The 18,881-nt window shown below is 40.3% G+C and carries 11 protein-coding genes; 9 read left to right on the plus strand and 2 right to left on the minus strand.

What is annotated here, in order from left to right; translation table 11 throughout:
• The first annotated feature begins 56 nt into the window (after window positions 1-56).
• From EHW67_RS19555 to EHW67_RS19570, 4 genes are all read left to right on the plus strand, one after another.
• Window positions 57-4,082, plus strand: a complete 4,026-nt coding sequence (locus EHW67_RS19555) for a discoidin domain-containing protein (RefSeq protein ID WP_126164062.1) — start codon at window positions 57-59, stop codon at window positions 4,080-4,082.
• Window positions 4,079-4,777, plus strand: a complete 699-nt coding sequence (locus tag EHW67_RS19560; RefSeq protein WP_126164063.1) for a fibronectin type III domain-containing protein — start codon at window positions 4,079-4,081, stop codon at window positions 4,775-4,777. The genes EHW67_RS19555 and EHW67_RS19560 overlap by 4 nt, the downstream gene beginning before the upstream one ends.
• Window positions 4,778-5,265: 488 nt before the next feature.
• Window positions 5,266-6,660: a sulfatase-like hydrolase/transferase gene (locus tag EHW67_RS19565; protein WP_126164064.1), complete on the plus strand. Its 1,395-nt coding sequence runs from the start codon at window positions 5,266-5,268 to the stop codon at window positions 6,658-6,660.
• Window positions 6,661-6,675: 15 nt separating this feature from the next.
• Entirely contained in the window at window positions 6,676-9,294 is a 2,619-nt protein-coding gene (locus EHW67_RS19570) for an alkaline phosphatase D family protein (RefSeq protein WP_126164065.1), read from the plus strand.
• Between the two features lie 103 nt (window positions 9,295-9,397).
• Here the strand turns inward: EHW67_RS19570 and EHW67_RS19575 are convergent, their stop codons facing one another.
• The gene (locus tag EHW67_RS19575; RefSeq protein ID WP_126164066.1) at window positions 9,398-10,714 is read right to left on the minus strand and encodes a Gfo/Idh/MocA family protein; all 1,317 of its coding nucleotides are present in this window, start codon (window positions 10,712-10,714) and stop codon (window positions 9,398-9,400) included.
• A 529-nt stretch (window positions 10,715-11,243) separates the two neighbouring features.
• On the opposite strand from EHW67_RS19575, the gene EHW67_RS19580 reads away from it, so the two are divergent.
• The 4 genes from EHW67_RS19580 (at window position 11,244) to glk (ending at window position 15,673) form a co-directional block, all read left to right on the plus strand.
• Complete coding sequence (locus EHW67_RS19580) at window positions 11,244-12,620, plus strand: Gfo/Idh/MocA family protein (protein WP_126164067.1); 1,377 nt, start codon at window positions 11,244-11,246, stop codon at window positions 12,618-12,620.
• Window positions 12,621-12,829: 209 nt separating this feature from the next.
• Entirely contained in the window at window positions 12,830-13,282 is a 453-nt protein-coding gene (locus EHW67_RS19585) for a pyridoxamine 5'-phosphate oxidase family protein (RefSeq protein WP_126164068.1), read from the plus strand.
• Between the two features lie 206 nt (window positions 13,283-13,488).
• Entirely contained in the window at window positions 13,489-14,439 is a 951-nt protein-coding gene (locus tag EHW67_RS19590) for a 1-phosphofructokinase family hexose kinase (protein ID WP_126164069.1), read from the plus strand.
• Between the two features lie 157 nt (window positions 14,440-14,596).
• Window positions 14,597-15,673, plus strand: a complete 1,077-nt coding sequence (glk, locus tag EHW67_RS19595) for a glucokinase (RefSeq protein ID WP_126164070.1) — start codon at window positions 14,597-14,599, stop codon at window positions 15,671-15,673.
• On the opposite strand, the gene EHW67_RS19600 is transcribed toward glk, so the two are convergent.
• Window positions 15,670-16,533: a universal stress protein gene (locus EHW67_RS19600; RefSeq protein ID WP_126164071.1), complete on the minus strand. Its 864-nt coding sequence runs from the start codon at window positions 16,531-16,533 to the stop codon at window positions 15,670-15,672. The two genes, glk and EHW67_RS19600, sit on opposite strands and share 4 nt — an antisense overlap.
• 250 nt (window positions 16,534-16,783) lie before the next feature.
• Between EHW67_RS19600 and pta the strand changes: the two genes are divergently transcribed.
• Entirely contained in the window at window positions 16,784-18,877 is a 2,094-nt protein-coding gene (gene pta, locus EHW67_RS19605; protein ID WP_126164072.1) for a phosphate acetyltransferase, read from the plus strand.
• The last annotated feature ends 4 nt before the right edge of the window (window positions 18,878-18,881 follow it).

Here is an 18,881-nt window from a genome sequence, read left to right on the forward strand (position 1 = left end):
GTTGTATGCAACCCTCTTTTTTTTAGCCAAAAAACCCTATAAAACCTGCCGAAACAATGAAAATCATAGCAACCAAATTCAAGTTTATTTTAACTTCATTTGTACTTATTATATGTGGAGAGCAGCTACACGCTCAACTAAAAACAACACCCTATGATGAGTTGCCGGGAATTATCAATACCTATAAACCAAACTACCAATCCTCCTTCCCTGACTGGGCCAAACTATTATATGAATACCCCATTAACTACAATGAAATAGAAAAAGGATATTTGGCCTATAAGGCAAAAGATCCGGGTAAAACACCCATTGAAAGATATTACAAAATATGGAAGCGGGTTATCGCAGACTATGTTATTTCGGATGGAACCATAGTGTTACCAAAAGTAAACTCAACAAAACTAGGCAATACTAAAACAGGTTTAACAGCAAAAGGTTCCGATACTTCTAACGCAAATTGGTCCTTCTTGGGACCAAAAAATACCTATTGGCTAAACGAATCAAATTCTCCTGAAATTCCTAATATAGCACCTTGGCAAGTAAATGTTTATTCAATTGCCATTTCTAAATCCAATAATGATATCCTATACGCCGGTACGGAAACTGGCTATATAAACAAATCTACCGACAAAGGACTAACTTGGCGTTTAATGGCACAAGATTACCTTTTTCTATCTGGCATAACCAGTATTGTGGTACACCCTACCAATCCCAATATAGTATTTGCTGCATCTTCCAAACAAATTCATAAAACCTTGAACGGAGGGGAAACATGGTTTCCCTTACTTAACATGGACCTGGACGTTAATCATATTTTCATAGACGAAAACAATACAGACAAACTAATTATTTCTTCGGACAAGGGTATTTACCTGAGTACAGATGCAGGAAACAATTGGGTACAACGTACTACAAATATGGTTTATGATTTACAGGTATCACCAGCAAATCCCAATGAAGTTTATGCATTGGCAAAAAGCAATTCCAATAATTTTGAGATACTTTTTTCCACGGATGCCGGTAATACTTTTTCAAAACTAAATAGTTTTCCTTCCGATTTTAAAGATGTAGCAGGAGGATTGTTGGCCATGTCGGAAGCTAATTCCAACTTGCTTTATGTAACCATGTTAAGCGAAAACAATACTCCTTTACTGTATAAAGGAATACTTAATGAGGGAGCATGGACCTGGGGAAAAGTAATTGAATGTAATACCGACAGCTTTGGATACAATAACGGTCAAGGATATTATGATCTGGTACTTGAAGTTTCACCCACGGATGAGAATGTCTTTATGGTAGGTACCGTAACCTTGTTCAAAACCAATAATGGGGGGGCTACTTTTGATGCAATTGGCGGTTATGATGGCCGATTTTCTATTCATCCAGACATACAAGACCTCATTTGGCTTCCAAATGGATCCGTTTACGTAGCTACTGACGGAGGAATAAGTTTTTCCACAGATGGCTTTGAAACTGATTTTCAACCGTTGATAAATGGTCTGATAGGTTCTGATATGTGGGGCTTTGACCAAGGTTGGAACGAAGATATTGTTGTTGGTGGAAGATATCACAATGGGAATACTGCGATGGCCGATTTTTATGGAAATAAGGCTCTTAGAATGGGAGGAGCTGAATCTGCCACTGGCTGGGTTCTTCATGGCAAAAAAAGTCACGTAGCGTTTAATGATCTGGGTAATGGTTGGATATTACCAAAGACGGCGGAATCTGCTCCCCAGGGTAGATTTATTTTTTCCAAGTATCCTAATATGTTGGAATATGGAGGAAATAGGGGAAGCCTTATCCATCATCCCAATTACCACCATATAATTTTTCTTGGGGAAGGCAATACGTTATGGAAAAGTACGGATATGGGACAAACCTTTTCATCACTTCATCAATTTTCAGATTTGGTAATGGAAATAGAAGTCAGTGCGAACAATCCTAAGGTGATGTATTTAGACGTCAAGGGAAACGGCTTATATAAAAGTGAAGATGGCGGTAAAACCTGGGAACACAAACCATCTCTAAGCGATGCTTCAAACGCAGGAACCAATATTAATGGCCGAATTAATATGGTGCTGTCCCCTTACGATGAAAATACCCTATATGCCACCTATTCCAATGGTACTTGGACCTCCGAAAAAGGGAAGGTGTTTAAATCCTTGGACGGAGGGGACTCTTGGGAAGATATCACAGGAGGTTTGGATCTCAATACCAAATGTTTAGTGATTCAACCCACCTCTAACAATGAAGACCTTATTTACATATTTGGCAAAAGGGCAAAAAATGTTCCAGCCCAAGTTTATTATAAAACTACCTCCATGGCCAATTGGGAGTTATTTTCCAATAATTTCCCAGAAAACTTTGACATCAATACTGCCCTACCCTTTTACAGGGACGCCAAGATAAGGGTTGCTGGAGGTGCGGGCGTATGGGAAACTCCCATGCAGGATCAAAACTTTGAACCAGTATTGAATCCCTGGGTAGAAAATAATGTAAATAAATGTATGTTGGACACCCTAAACTTTGATGATCATTCCATGATTAATCACGAGGGTGCCACGTGGAATTGGCAAATAACACCTGAACCCGCTTATATCAGTGACCCTAACATAAGGAATCCAAAAGTAGTACTTGGAAATCCAGGTTCCTACAAGGTCATTATGACTGTTAACCAAAATGGAAAGGTATATACCAAAACTATAGAGAATATGGTGACCACAACTACTTGCCCTTCCATTAATGATTGTAGTAACCCTGGAATATTACCTAAGAATGAATGGACCTTATTATATGCAAATAGTGAGGAAGCCAATTACCCTGGTTTGGCCACAATGGCCTTTGATGATGACCCAAACACCATATGGCATACCAGATGGAGTTCAGGAACCGATCACCATCCCCATGAGATACAGATAGACCTTGGCAATTCATATAGCATTAGTGAATTTGAATATTTACCTAGATCCGACGGTCAAAACGGAAGAATCAATGAATATGCCATCTATTTTAACTATGACCAAAACAATTGGGGGCCAGCTACTGTAACTGGAACATTCGAAAACTCTTCCAGTCCACAGATAATTAAATTTCCCGAACCCATAAGAGGAAGATATATGAGAATAGTTGCACTTTCTGAGGTTAATGGAGGAGCATGGACGTCTATATCCGAAATAACATTAACAGGTTGTTTATCGGATAACTGCCCTAATATTGATAATCAAGATCAGGCAGATTTCGACCATGATGGTTTGGGAGATGCATGTGATGATGATGACGATAATGATGGGGTTCCAGACCTAGTAGATGATTGCCCCAAATCCGATTTAAACGCACAAGTAAATGTAAAGGGTTGTTCCATTTTTGTCTTGCCGGTAAATAATTTCTCACTGCAAGCGGTATCAGAAACCTGTAGGGAGAGTAACAATGGTAAAATAATTATTACTGCCTTGGAAGCCTTGGATTATAAGGTAAATATCTCTTATAACGGGCAGGATCTTTCATATAATTTTACTAAATCTATTGAAATAGACGATCTGGAATCAGGAGTGTATGGGCTATGCATTTATGTGGAAGGTGAAATTGGTTTTGAGCGTTGTTATGACCTTACGGTAAGTGAACCTAAGGATATAGCAGTATTATCTTATTATGACCCCGATACCCAAAAAATATCCTTAAAAATGTACAATGGCACAAGTTACAAGGTTTCCGTTAACGGAAATATCTGGAAAACAACAGAAAGTGAATTTTCCACCACCTTGGAAGAGGGATCCAATCATATTTTGGTCACAACGGAAAAAGACTGTCAAGGAATATTTGAAAAACAAATAACGCTCAACGAAAAAATATTGGTGTATCCCAATCCCGTCGAGAACAATCTCTACATAAATGTAGGTAGAAATAGTTCTGAGCCGACTCAAATTCAAATGTATGATATTGGTGGTAAGTTAATACTTTCTAGAACCCTTGGTGCTACCTACGGCCTGATATACCTGGATGTGGCTTTCGTTCCAAGCGGAATGTATACCATTCGTCTAACTGACAGGCAAGGAACACATAACTTTAAAATTATAAAAAAATGATTCGATCTATAATACTATTACTTCTAATTTTCCCAATTATATCTTGTAGTAAAGGTGGGGATACACCAAAGGAGGAAGAGTTAAGTTTACCGGCTGCAGCATCCCTAATTTTTCCTTCTAATAATTCGGAATGTATTGAAGGAGTGGTAAAAAATGATACCCAAAGTTCGGTTACCTTTCAATGGGAAGATGCCACCAACGCGGACAGTTATGAACTTAAATTAAAAAATCTATCAACTGGAGTTACAACAGGTTATAATGTCATCCAAAATGAAGTAACCATTGAATTGGATAGAGGCAGTGCCTATTCTTGGTATGTTATTTCTAAAAGTAAAAATTCCAAAGAAATTTCAGAGAGTGCTGTCTGGAGATTCTACAATGCCAATGCAACTATTTCTTCCTATGCCCCATTCCCAGCCCTTCTAGTTTCCCCGACAATAAACCAGGAGATAGTTTTTTCTTCCGAAGGAATAGTATTGGAATGGACAGGGAGCGATGTGGATAAGGATATAGTAGCCTATGATATCTATTTTGGATTTAGCAACCCACCTGAACTATATCAAGAAAACCTTAACACCCCTAAAGTAGAAAATGTTGTTGTGAAGCCAGCAACCAATTACTATTGGAAGATAATAACTAAGGACTCTAAAGGAAATATTTCCTATTCCAATCTTTTTCAATTTAAAGTAAAATAAGTACCAAAAAGGTAATTTGGAAAACTTTAAAGGATATAGGAAGTAGACAATACAAAAAATGGTTTGCTAGGGAACTGAAGTTCCTTAGCAAACCATTTTTTTATCTACTTTTAACTAAATTGTTATCGTAAAAATGCCATTAAAAATTACCTTATGACCATCCATTTGAATATCGAAAAATTCATCATATGCAATAATCTAAGTATTATATTGGCCAAATTTTAAATGAGGAATTATGGATACTGGGAAAACCAACTCTAGAGTTGGCCTCATAAAAATTAATTGATCGTTTACAGTTTAACAACAGATAATGGCTTCTCAAAATTGTTGGCAAATCAAAAATCAGTGAAGCACTTTAATATGAAAGTAAGCTTGAAAACAGTAATAGGAAATATTGCCAATAGAGTAAGCCTTTTTAATAATGCCATCCTTACAAGACAATCCTTAATTCCAATAAAATATTAACTCATACCGTCCAAACTTCAACCATGAAATTCACTTTCCATATTCTAATCTATCTAATCCCCTTAGTATTATTTTCCCAAAAAGACCTTGACGAAGTGCGTGAATCAAATGATAGGCCCAATTTTGTTTTTATTGTTGCCGATGACCTTGGCTATGGAGATTTGGGTTTTACAGGAAGTACACAAATAAAGACTCCTAATATTGATAAATTGGCCCAAACGGGGGTATTTTGTTCTGAAGGCTATGTTTCTTCTGCCGTTTGCAGTCCTTCAAGAGCTGGTTTTTTAACGGGCATCAATCAAGTAGAATTTGGTCATGACAACAATCTGGCCAACAACCAACCTGGTTTCGATCCCCAGTTTTTAGGATTGCCCATAACACAAAAGACCATAGCCGATCATCTAAAACCTTTGGGCTACACAAGTGGCATTATAGGGAAATGGCATTTAGGCCATGAGAACCAATTTCATCCCTTAAATAGAGGATTCGACGAATTTTGGGGCTATCTCGGAGGCGGACACGATTACTTCAATTCCAAGCCAAATGATAAGCGATACTTGGCTCCGATAGAATGCAATTATAAGACGGTACAACCAATTACTTATATCACGGACGATAAGGGGGACGAATGTGTTGATTTTATAAAACGACATAAAAACGAACCTTTCTTTCTTTTTGCCTCCTTCAATGCTCCCCATACCCCAATGCAGGCGACCAAGGCCGATTTGTCATTATACGGTCATATAAAGGATAAAAAAAGAAGGACATACGCGGCAATGGTACATAGGCTTGATGTTAATGTGGGCAAAATTATAGATGCTATAAATGAACATGGTTTGGACAAAAATACCCTTGTCGTTTTTATAAGTGACAATGGAGGTCCTATTCACAACGGTTCCATCAACTCCCCTTACAACGGGAAAAAAGGCAGCTTGTTGGAAGGTGGAATACATGTCCCTTTTATAATAAATTGGCCTAAAACCCTACCCTCAGGAAAAACCTACTCCCATATGGTTTCTTCACTGGACTTTGCCCCGACCTTTTTGGCCTTGGCAGGTGGAAGTATAAAAGAATACCCTTTTAGCGGTACCAATCTAATACCCCATCTAGTAGAAGATAACAGCCAAGCGCCCCATGCCAATCTTAAGTGGCGCTTTACCATTAGTGCGGCCATAAGGGAAGGGGACTATAAATTGATCAGGCTTCCAGATAGATTTCCCTTATTGTTTCATCTTCCTTCGGACATTGCTGAACAGCATAACATAGCTCTGGACAACTTGGATATCACCAAAGACCTACTGGAAAAATTAGGAAATTGGGATGTATCTCTCCCCCACCCGCTATTCTTGGAAGGTGCCCAATGGAAAAAACGACAGCTTTCCCAATACGACGATAGTTATCCATTAATACAACCATAACATAAATCACGCTAAATGAACAGAAGAAAATATATAAAAACCATTGCCCTAGGTTCCCTATTACCCACTTTTTCCTCCTACGCATTCCCTTTTGGAGTAAATAATGCTTCAAAACAACTGGAAAAAACCAATTTTAAAAGCAATTGGCACCATTGGCCCGATATGAAGTGGGTAGGTCCTGAATACTGGGGGAACCGACTCCAAGATTGGCAACTAAAAAACGGAATGGCCGTTTGTAAGGTAACAGCAAAAAATAGAACCTTACAATTATTGACGGTCCAAAAAACTGAACAACTCTCAGAATTAGAGGTTGGCGTGGAAATAGCCTTGCAAACCACAAGTATTAACCCCACCGATAAAGTGTGTCTAGGTATGCGATTGGGGTGTAAAGGCCCTTTTGACGACTATAGATCTGCAGCTGTTTTCGGCAAAGGATTGGATATAGGCCTTACCGCCAATGGCTCCCTTCAAATAGGAGAACGCATTTATGAAACGGCCCTAAAGGAAATTCCAGGTTCTTTTAAGCTAGTGGTCCATCTGCTGCCCAAAAACGATGCTTATGTTTTGAGTGTAACCATAAAAGATCCGGAAACACACCAAGTACTGCACCATCAAAAGGATATTGATACAAGCAACGCAACGGTAATGGGCAATTTTGCCCTTCTGGCAGATGCCACAATAGACAAATCCATGAGCAATCAATCTTTTGCTGCATTTTCAAATTGGGCTATTATATCTGAAAAACTTATACAGCACAAAGAACAACTCTTTGGCCCCATTTGTTTTGCCCAGTATACCTTGCATGACAAAAAGTTAAAACTAACCGCCCAACTAGCGCCTATTGAAGAAATTAGCGGCCATTCCGTGCATTTGCAATGTAAGGAGGAGGGCAGTTGGAAAACAAAAAGTACAACTGAGCTGAAACATATAGGAAGGGCGGTAAATTTTGAATTGGAAAATTGGAATGCCCAATCGGATGTTCCGTACCGTATCTTGGTTGAGATCCCCTTAAAAAACGAAACCCACCACTACACCTATGAGGGTACCATAGCCAAAGAACCTATGGACAAGGAAATGGTTTCCGCAGCCGTCTTCAGTTGCAATTTTCACTATGGTTTCCCCGATAATGATATCCATAGAAATGTAACCAAACTTAATCCGGACATTATGCTCTTTTTAGGAGATCAGTTCTATGAGGCTACGGGTGGATTTGGGGCAGCGCGAAACGCAAGCTTGGACGATCTATGTCTGGATTATTTGCGCAAGTGGATGATGTTCGGCTGGTCTTACCGCGAACTCTTTAGACATAAACCCTGCGCCATAATCCCGGATGACCATGATGTATATCACGGAAATGTTTGGGGCGAAAGTGGCAAAAAAGCCGATACCTCTACCGGTTATGGCATGCTGGCACAGGACTCCGGTGGTTATAAAATGCCCCCAGAATGGGTTAATATGGTGCAATTTACACAAACAAGTCACTTACCAGATCCCTATGACCCTACCCCTGTAAAACAAGATATAGGGGTGTACTACACCCATTGGAATTACGCCGGAATAAGCTTTGCCATATTGGAGGATAGGAAGTTTAAATCAGCTCCAAAACATGTTCTGCCGCCAGAAGCCCAAGTAAGGAATGGCTGGATACAGAACAAAGATTTTGATATAAAAAAACACAGGGACCATGATGCCGTACTTTTAGGAAAGAGACAGCACGATTTTATAGACGATTGGACCCAGGATTGGAACAATGGGGCCGCCCTAAAAGTAGTACTCTCACAGACCAATTTTGCCACCGTGGCTACCCTACCCAAAACAGCTATGAATGACGATGTGGTCCCCTCCCTACCAATTCCTAAAAAAGGGGAATATGTTGTGGGCGATGTGCCCACTGTGGACATGGACTCCAATGGCTGGCCTGCAAATGAACGGGATAGGGCCGTTAAGGCATTGCGAAAATGTTTTGCCTTTCATATAGCAGGTGATCAGCACTTGGGTAGTTTTATCCAATATGGTGTTGAGGAACACGGGGATAGTGGCTATGCCTTTGCAGGACCCGCATTGAACAATATATGGCCCAGAAGATTCTGGCCAGAAGTAGACGCTAGCCAACACACCTATGAAAACCCTGCATATGTAGGGGATCATGAAGACGGATTTGGAAATAAAATATCCGTGCATGCCGTAGGCAATCCTTTTGATACCGCACTGGAACCTGCCATAATACACAATAGGGCAACAGGATATGGTCTGGTAACTTTTAATAAAAGTGAAAGAACTATCACAACAGCTTGCTGGCCCCGCTATTCAGATCCAACAAAAGGTCTAAAGGAACAATTTCCAGGTTGGCCAATTACCGTTAAACAGATGGACAATTACGGACGTAAAGCGGTTGCTTGGCTACCTACCATAAAGGTTGAAAATGGATTAAAACCAGTTATTTCTGTTTTTGACAAACAACAACAGTTGGTTTATACTGTGCGCATGCCAACCGATACTTTTGCTCCCAAGGTGTTTAGCAAAGGGCAATATACCATTGTAATCCAGGATTTGGAAAACAACAGAAAGAAAACCATAAAGCATATTAAGGCTAAAACCAAGAACACAAAGGTCTTGGATGTAGATTTCGAATAAGATAGACCTTAAAATCAACCCTTATTTTTGAACAATAAAAAATCCCAAGCTTTCCTTTTCCGCGGAAAGTTTGGGATTCCTATTTATAAATAGAATCTCTATTTTAGATAACTACTGTTTTTCCAGGTGTTGGTATGTTATAGGTACCATCGGCATTTGGCTGCACCGGTGCTGGGGAATCCCAAGTTAAATCGTCAGGGGCTAGGTCTATATTAGACTTCATGGCCTCCTCCCATTTTATTACCTTTCCAGAATAAGTGGCCATTCTTCCTATAATGGCGGTCATAGTACTTTTTGCACCATTCTCTGCATCACTTATTACACCTTTATTCCTAATGGATTCAAACAGTTTAATGTGTTCTACCTGATAAGGGTTTGGATCATCTTTCCCACGATGGGTGAAAATTTCACTACCGTCCAAACCTTTAATAAAGGTATTGTCCCCATAGGTGTCAATAGATCCTTTTGTACCTTGGAAGGTCTCTGCCACCTTGTTCATGGTTTCTGGCATATGCCTACACTGACTGGCTATTACGGCACCGCTGGGATAGGTATATTCTACAAAGTGGTGGTCAAAGATCTCTCCGTGATCTTTTCCTGTCCTTACCAGTCTACCTCCCATACCTTGCGCTGAAATAGGGTACTCGCCTATAAACCAGTTGGCCACATCTATATTGTGGATATGCTGTTCTAGAATGTGATCACCGCATAACCAGTTAAAATAGTACCAATTTCTCATTTGGTATTCCAATTCGCTTTGGCCTGGTTGCCGCTCGCGCACCCATACCCCACCACTGTTCCAGTAGACCTGACCAGAAACAATTTTTCCAATCTTATTGTCTTTTATATGCTGAAGTCCAGCCAAATAATTATCCTGATAATGTCGTTGAAGTCCAACAACCACATTCAATTTTTTTTCTTTTGCAACCTTAGCTGCCGCCAGAACTTTTCGCACGCCTGGCACATCGGTTGCCACCGGCTTTTCCATAAAAACGTGCTTCCCTGCATTCACCGCGTACTCAAAATGCTGTGGTCTAAATCCAGGAGGTGTGGCCAAAATAACCACATCTGCCATATCTATTGCCTTTAAGGCTCCGTCAAAACCAACAAACTGATGTTTTTTGCGAACATTTATTTTTTTTGTGCCTTCAAATTTCTTCTGCAAGTTCATTAAACTACCCTGCAACCTATCTTCAAATGCATCAGCCATTGCCACCAATTCCACATTGGGATCGGCCTGCAAGGCCTGACTCGCCGCTCCGGTACCGCGGCCACCGCAACCGATCAACGATATTTTCAATTTCTTCTCATTGGCTACATTTACCATTGCGTTCATTTGCATGGTAGGTAAAATCATTGCTCCAGTTACCAAAGCACTGCTCTTGACAAAATCTCTTCTACTATTCTTGATGTTGGTCATTGTTATACTAATTATTTATGTTTCCTATTCAAAATTTACTCATCGGATAAGTACTAGCCCCTGTATTAGTTTTATGGCAGTTACAGGAGGTCAATATAGAGATTTATTTGGAAACGTACAATGTACATTTTTAGAGATTATCAGTTAATATGTTAAATAACCTATATTATCCCAAAAGTACAGCACAAAAAATCACCTAACCTTAAAAATAAAAATCCACAAAGAACTACCCCCACTAGTTTTTATAATTCCATTTTTGGATTTCTCCTGCCCGGTTTAAGTTTAAATGGAAGAATGCCGTTGCATCATCTTATTTTACAGTGAATCCACTGATTGAAACAATTGGTCATATCAGATTTTTTACTCGGTTCAACAAGGAATAAACAATTTGTATCAAAACAAGAATTAAGACGGTACCATAAAATATACCCCTCTTTCCCAAGATCGTTTGAGAAATCTACCATACTAATTGGGTTTATTTGTAAATTATCACCACAAAATTTAACCAGCAACCGTCAACCCAATAACCATGGACACGAAAACATTTAACATCAACAGAAGACATTTTATTAAGGGAGCCGCAGCTTCCCTAGCACTATCCTCATTTGGATCATATGGCATGGAACTCCTATATCGTACCAAGCCACTACGCGTTGGACTAATAGGTGCGGGTTGGTACGGGAAAAGCGACCTTTTTAGACTGATGCAGGTAACCCAAGTAAATGTAGTATCCATTTGTGACGTGGACAAACGTATGCTTGCCGAGGCAGCCAACCTAATACAACTTAGGCAAACTTCGGGAAAGGCACCTAGGACCTATACCGATTACCGAAAAATGCTTGCCGAGAAAGATTTGGATATTGTACTTATAGGCAGCCCGGATCATTGGCATGCCCTACAGGCCATAGAAGCCTTAAAGGCAGGTGCCCATGTTTATGTTCAGAAACCTATAAGTGTTGATGTTCTGGAGGGAGAGGCCATGGTAGCCGCTGCCAGAAAATATAATAAGGTAGTACAGGTAGGAACCCAACGAAAGAGTACTCCCCACCTTATTGATGCCAAAAAAAACATTGTGGATGCCGGACTATTAGGGAAAATATCCCATGTAGAAATGTGTTGTTACTACCATATGAGGGCCAACGGCAACCCTCCCATTACAGCTGTTCCAGAATTTTTGGATTATGAAATGTGGACCGGTCCCGCTCCACTTCGGCCATATGACGGCCTGCCACATAGAAGATGGTGGCGTGCCTTTATGGAGTACGGTAATGGTATAATGGGCGATATGTGCGTTCATATGCTGGATACGGTTAGATGGATGCTAGATCTGGATTGGCCCAAAAAAATTAGTTCTACAGGAGGAATATTTGTGCAAAAGGATAGTAAATCCAACATTGCCGACACCCAAACGGCAATCTTTGAATATGAGGAACTCAACTGCGTATGGCAACACAGAAGCTGGGGAACCCCTGTAGACCCAGATTACCCATGGTCCTTTAAACTTTACGGGGAAAAAGGTACCTTGTCCGGAAGCACTATGAGATACGACTTTGTTCCGCATGGGGGTGGGGAAAAGATCCATATGGACGTTATTTATGAAAAAGAAAAATATCCGGAGGACCTCACCGAAAAAGATATAGAATTAAATGCAGCCCCAGCTACCAGATTGCATATGTTGGATTTCCTTGCTGCTATTGACAAAGGCACTTTACCTATTGCCGATATACGTGAAGGCCATATTTCCACGGCAAGTTGCATTTTGGCCAATATGGCCATGGTCACCGGAAGGCCTCTAATCTATGACCCTAAAAAAATTGTGGTGGTAAATGATGCCGAGGCAACTGCACTTTTGAAACGGGATTATCGCGCTCCATGGAGGCATCCCCATCCAAATGACTTTAGATAAAAAACTATCTTCTTTTGAAGGAGCACTACAGTGGGGACCACTAACTACTATTGGGGATTATATCAGTTTAAAAGCGGTGTGCACCTATGCTACTGACCGTTGTCATATTTTAACATTTTAAAAGGCAATAGATTTGACCACAGAAAAAGAACCATAATTATTGGTGGTTCTAAACAACGGTATAGCAAATTTATTATCAATATTGAAATATGAACGATATTACGTCCAACGAAAGCATTGGCATTCTCCTAAGCAATTATACAGGCCATTTGGGCTATATATCACAACATAGTCCCTATGTAATACCTACTACCTATTTCTATGACAAAGAGGACCACAGTATCATTAGCTACTCTTCCAATGGCCATAAAATAGACGCTATGCGAAAAAACCCGGCTGTATCCTTATTGGTAGCGGAAATAAAATCTGCCAAAAATTGGCAATCTGTTTTGGTTCATGGCACCTATGAGGAACTAGAAGGTAGTGAGGCTAAACTTAAGTTACACAGGTTTACAGAAGGGGTCAAAAATATTATAAAAAGAAATGAGAATAGGGATACCGAATTTATAAGCGAATTTTCCAGTAAGCTATACTCCCGAGGTATACCCATTGTTTACCGAATAAAGATATTGGAGTTGTCCGGTAAAAGAAAAGAGACCTAAATTACAGCCCGGCAGAATAGTCTGTTTTTTAAAAATTAATAACAATAAATTAGCCTATAATACAGTCCTTTAAGTACTTAATATAAATTTCGCAGTGCTTTTGTACTGCTGCAAATTGGTAAAAGTCCACACTACTGTAAAAATTGGCCTCAAGGGTTAGATTGTAAGTAGTTTCCATATAAGTGTAATTAGAAAGTAACCACGACATGCACAAAAAAGTAGTTACCCTCACCGTAAACCCTGTACTGGACAAAAGTGTTACCGTTCCCGGTATTAGTCCTAATAAAAAACTTCGTTGCAGCGCTCCTATATACGATGCAGGTGGTGGCGGCATAAATGTTTCACGTGCCATTAAAAAATTGGGTGGTGAATCGCTTTGTATCTACCTTGGTGGCGGCCCTACAGGTGACCATTTGAAGCAGTTACTGGACAAAGCCGGTATTCAACAATTGTTGGTGCCTATTAAAGGCTGGACAAGGGACAATCTTTCGGTTACCGATACCATCACCAATCTCCAATACCGTTTTGGGGTACCAGGTCCAGAGGTAACAAAACAGGAATGGGAAACACTACTTGAACATCTGGAAAACAATCTTCATGAAGGGGATTATTTGGTTGCTAGTGGAAAATTGCCACCAGGAATGCCCATAGATTTTTATAACCAAGTGGCAACCATTGCCCAAAAGAAAAACGCACGCTTCATCTTAGATACCTCAGGAGAGGCATTGCTGCAGGCGAGTAAATCACCTATTTATCTAATGAAGCCCAATTTGGGAGAGCTAAGTACCCTATGTGGGGTAGAGTCAATTTCTGCCATGGCATTGGAATCTATTGCCAAAAAATTTCTAGAAGAGCACAATTGTGAAATTCTAGTAGTATCACTCGGCGCCAAGGGAGCCTTATTGGCCAAAAAAGATTATATGGAACATATTCCCGCTCCAACTGTACTTCAGAAAACCACTATTGGCGCAGGGGATAGTATGGTAGCAGGAATGGTGATAGGCCTACTTAAAGGCAAAACACCCAGTGAGATGGTCAAATATGGTGTGGCCTGCGGAACATCAGCAACCATGTATGAAGGAACGCAGTTGTGCAATAAAGACGATGCCGACAAATTGTACGAATGGATACGGACACAGAAAACTTCCCTTGGGTAGGAACTTTAGGACTTTATTAAACCCTCCTAAAACTATAATAGCCCCTACCCTTTGTATAAACGCACAAAAAGACTTGACGAATAATTGATAGAATCCTAATTTTAAGCTATATAAATAATAGCAAAGGAGTAAAACACTTCCTATAAAGCATAGCAGTATGGATTACATTGAACGTTTCTCATTACCAGATATCAATAACCCAAATATCCCTTTCGCTTTTTTAAAAAGGAATTCCTTTCCGGAAAACGGCACTATATTGGCTGCAGACGTGGGAGGTACAAAAACCAATATAGGGCTATTTACAATAACTGATAGTAACCTTCTGCTATTAAAAAAAGGATCATTCCCTACAAAAGAGTATAATTCATTCATGGAGATTTACCAACAATTCCATAATGCCTACCTCCCTAAAATTAATGCTGTTTGCTTAGGGGTGGCCGGTCCCGTGATAAATGGCACGGTTAGAGGCACTAATTTTTCATGGGAAATAGACAGTAAAAAATTAGAAAGTCAACTAAATATGGGGTCCGTTACCATCATAAATGATATGGAAGCCCATGCTTACGGACTTGCGGTACTCCCAAAAAACGCCTTTGAAAACCTACGTTCCGGAAAGGAAATATCCGGAAATGCAGCCCTAATTGCGCCTGGAACTGGCCTTGGAGAGGCAGGTATGTATTGGGACGGATTTAACTACCACCCCTTTCCTTCGGAAGGGGGACATTGTGATTTCTGTTCCCGTAACCAACTGGATTTCCAAATTTATAAATACCTAGGACGGAAATATGGACATGTAAGTTGGGAAAGGTTACTATCCGGTCCCGGCATACAGGATGTCTATACTTTTTTACGCGCCCAAAGTGGCAAAGAAGAACCTCAGTGGTTGAGCGTAAAAATGGCCCAAGGAAATCCCCCTTCTGTTATCAGTGATACAGCATTGGAAGGAAAAGACCCTATATGTATTAAAACATTGGAATTGTTTATTCGTTATTTGGCCATAGAATCGGCCCAACTTGCCCTTAAATTTAAAGCTACGGCGGGTATTTTTGTTGGCGGGGGTATACTGCCAAAAATTGTTAAGAGGATAGACAAGGATATTTTTAATTCCCATTTTCTGCAGTCCGGACGTATGAACGCCCTTTTGGAGAGGGTTCCGGTTAAAGTGATATTAAACGATAAGACCCCATTGTTAGGTGCTGCATTGTTCGGAGCAGCAACTGGGAAAAAGGATTAAAAATATAAGGTTTTTAAGTTATGTTCGTTAAAACTCATTAAAGTTACCTTTCCGTAGGATTCCATTTTTTTGACCAAATCCTTATGGAACCATTTTTTTATAAATCCTTTCTTTTCCCTTTCCAGCATAACAACAAGATCTGCATTGGTCACACCCAAGTAGACGCGCAGGGTTTCAAATATATCCTCGGAGAACAACAACTCAAATTCAATTTTGTCGTAATCTACTTTACTCTCCAACATTTCCTTAAACCAATCCATCAATAAATCCCCTGCGTATTCATGCTTAATGGAAATATGTACCACCTTGATCTGGGCCTCCAAAGTCCGTGCAATATCAGAAAGCTTCTGTATAGCGTGGATATCCTCTTCTTCAAAATCGGTTGCGTACACTATTGTTTTAAGTTCCGTATTATCCATATCGGCCGGTATGGCCAATACAGGGCATGGTGCCTTTTCAATAAGTCGCTTGGTAGTACTTCCCATAATAATTTCTCCAAGCCCGGTTTCACCTTTCATCCCTACAAGGATCATTTGTGCATGCCATTCTTCGGCCTTGGAAATAATCCCTTTTAAGACCGAACTATTTTCTGATGCCTCAAGTCTTAGGTTAGGAGTATCCCACTCATCATCCAGGTGTTCCCTACAGAGGTCTTCCAATTTAGTACGGTTGGTCTTAAAGGCAACTTCCTGTATATGCGGAAGAGGGTTGTCCAGTGCTTCGGCCCCTAAAATACTTGGAAATTCAAATATATGGGTAATCACTAAACGCATATCCAGTTTTTTGCTCAAAGCATAGGCGTATTGTAAAGCGGCAATGGAATTATCCGAATAATCGGTGGCATACAACAATGTTTTCATCTTTTTATAAATTATTTATTATTTGGTCTTATTTATTCATAGCAACCAATGTCTTGGGAAAATTTCCAGTGATTACTCGCCTTGTTTATTAAAACCAGAGATCATCAAGGCTACTTTTATATGCTAAAATTAAAGCCTTATAATGAACCAATAAATGACTTCTATCATATTACGGCTTCTTTCTTAGCTCGATCTTCGCATCGGGAAATTATTCCTTATTGATGTTTAATTGAAATAATTATTCTTTCAGATGAGTAAAGCAATTTATGTTGCTACTACCGAGCCCAATAGTGGGAAATCCATTATGTCTTTGGGGCTTATGCAGCTTTTATTGGGAAAAACCGCCAAGGTAGGCTATTTCAGGCCCATTATAGACGACTATGCCAAGGACAGCATAGACAATCATATTGATACGGTACTGACCTATTTTGAAGTAGACCAAAAATTTGAAGATGCCTTTGCCTATACAAGAAGTCAGGTAGTACAGCTTAAGAATATGGACAAGGACAATGAAATCTTGGGACATATTATAGATAAATACAAGGCCATTGAGGACAGGTTTGATTTTGTACTGGTAGAGGGTACGGATTTTTCGGGAGAAGGCGCCATTATAGAATGGGATATAAACGTGCTGATAGCAAAAAACTTAGGTATTCCTGCGGCAATAGTCGCCAATGGTGTTGCAAAGCCCCTACAGGAGCTGGTGGGCAATCTATATCTGGCCTATGATTCCTTTACCGAAAAAGGCGTAGAAGTACTGCTGGCCGTCGCCAACAAGGTACAGCCAGAAAACCTAAAGCAGGTGGTTACCGGACTAAAGAAGAAATTACCGGAAAAAGTCCTGGTAGGTGCCATTCCTCTAAACACAGTTTTGGGCAGTCCTACCATACAAGAAATATCGCAGCACCTTTCCGGAAAGGTCCTTTTTGGGTCCGATTACCTTAACAATCAGGTGGGTGGATTTAGTGTTGGTGCCATGCAGCTTCGTAATTACATTACCCATTTAAAAAAAGATAGTCTGGTTATAACCCCTGGGGATCGGGCAGATATTATATTGGGGGCCCTGCAAGCAAATATATCCAGTAACTACCCTAACCTTTCAGGTATAATCCTAACAGGCGGATTGTTGCCTGAAGAACCCATCATAAAACTGATAGAAGGACTATCGGATATTATTCCTATCATATCTGTTGCGGACGGTACTTTTTCGGTAACCAATCGCATAGGTACCATAAAGCCAAGGATCTATGCCGATAACAAGGAAAAGATAATTACATCTATCCAGGAATTTGAAAAGCATGTTCCCGTCAATGAATTGGCAGAAAGACTCATAACCTTCCAGGCCGAGGGAATTACCCCAAGAATGTTCCAGTACAATTTATTGAAAAGGGCAAAATCAATAAAAAAACATATAGTACTTCCAGAAGGAAGCGACCAACGTATCCTCATGGCTGCTAAGAAATTATTGGATCTCAATGCCGTACGTATTACCTTGCTTGGGGATCCAAAACTAATAGAGGCCAAAATTACTGAGCTGGACCTAAATTGGGATACGGCCAACCTCAATATTATAGACCCCAAGAGCTCCCCAAATTTTCTTGACTATGCCAACACCTTGTACAAGCTAAGAAAAGATAAGAATGTTAATCTTGCCATGGCCAAGGATCTCATGGAAGATGTTTCCTATTACGGGACCATGATGGTTTACAAAGGACATGCCGACGGTATGGTATCAGGGGCTGTACATACTACCCAGCATACCATAAGACCTGCACTACAATTTATTAAGACTAGGCCGGCGGTATCCATTGTTTCCTCGGTTTTCTTTATGTGCCTGCCCAATCGGGTCACTATTTTTGGTGATTGTGCCATAAACCCCAACCCAACTGCAGAGCAATTGGCTGAAATTGCTATTTCTTCGGCTGCAACCAGCATCGCTTTTGGCATAGAGCCAAAAATAGCCATGCTATCTTACTCATCTGGATCTTCTGGCGTAGGGGCCGATGTGGACAAGGTACGCACAGCCACGGAAATCATTAGAAGAAAACGACCAGACCTTAAGGTGGAAGGACCCATACAATATGATGCTGCTGTAGATATAAACGTGGGACGGAGCAAACTGCCCGATTCCCAAGTGGCCGGTCAAGCCAGTGTATTTATCTTTCCAGATCTGAACACGGGCAACAATACCTACAAGGCCGTACAACGGGAAACCGGCGCACTGGCGATAGGGCCAATGCTGCAAGGGTTAAATAGGCCGGTAAACGATTTAAGCCGAGGCTGTACGGTAGACGATATATTTAACACTGTAATAATAACCGCCATCCAGGCCCAAGACCTTTAATTCC

It is taken from the genome of Arenibacter aquaticus, from assembly GCF_003957295.1.
Classification (GTDB): domain Bacteria; phylum Bacteroidota; class Bacteroidia; order Flavobacteriales; family Flavobacteriaceae; genus Arenibacter; species Arenibacter aquaticus.

Coding starts and splice junctions, on each gene's coding strand:
- EHW67_RS19555 (WP_126164062.1), top strand. CDS start 57: ATGAAAATCATAGCAACCAAATTCAAGTTTATTTTAACTTCATTTGTA.
- EHW67_RS19560 (WP_126164063.1), top strand. CDS start 4,079: ATGATTCGATCTATAATACTATTACTTCTAATTTTCCCAATTATATCT.
- EHW67_RS19565 (WP_126164064.1), top strand. CDS start 5,266: ATGAAATTCACTTTCCATATTCTAATCTATCTAATCCCCTTAGTATTA.
- EHW67_RS19570 (WP_126164065.1), top strand. CDS start 6,676: ATGAACAGAAGAAAATATATAAAAACCATTGCCCTAGGTTCCCTATTA.
- EHW67_RS19575 (WP_126164066.1), bottom strand. CDS start 10,714: ATGACCAACATCAAGAATAGTAGAAGAGATTTTGTCAAGAGCAGTGCT.
- EHW67_RS19580 (WP_126164067.1), top strand. CDS start 11,244: ATGGACACGAAAACATTTAACATCAACAGAAGACATTTTATTAAGGGA.
- EHW67_RS19585 (WP_126164068.1), top strand. CDS start 12,830: ATGAACGATATTACGTCCAACGAAAGCATTGGCATTCTCCTAAGCAAT.
- EHW67_RS19590 (WP_126164069.1), top strand. CDS start 13,489: ATGCACAAAAAAGTAGTTACCCTCACCGTAAACCCTGTACTGGACAAA.
- glk (WP_126164070.1), top strand. CDS start 14,597: ATGGATTACATTGAACGTTTCTCATTACCAGATATCAATAACCCAAAT.
- EHW67_RS19600 (WP_126164071.1), bottom strand. CDS start 16,533: ATGAAAACATTGTTGTATGCCACCGATTATTCGGATAATTCCATTGCC.
- pta (WP_126164072.1), top strand. CDS start 16,784: ATGAGTAAAGCAATTTATGTTGCTACTACCGAGCCCAATAGTGGGAAA.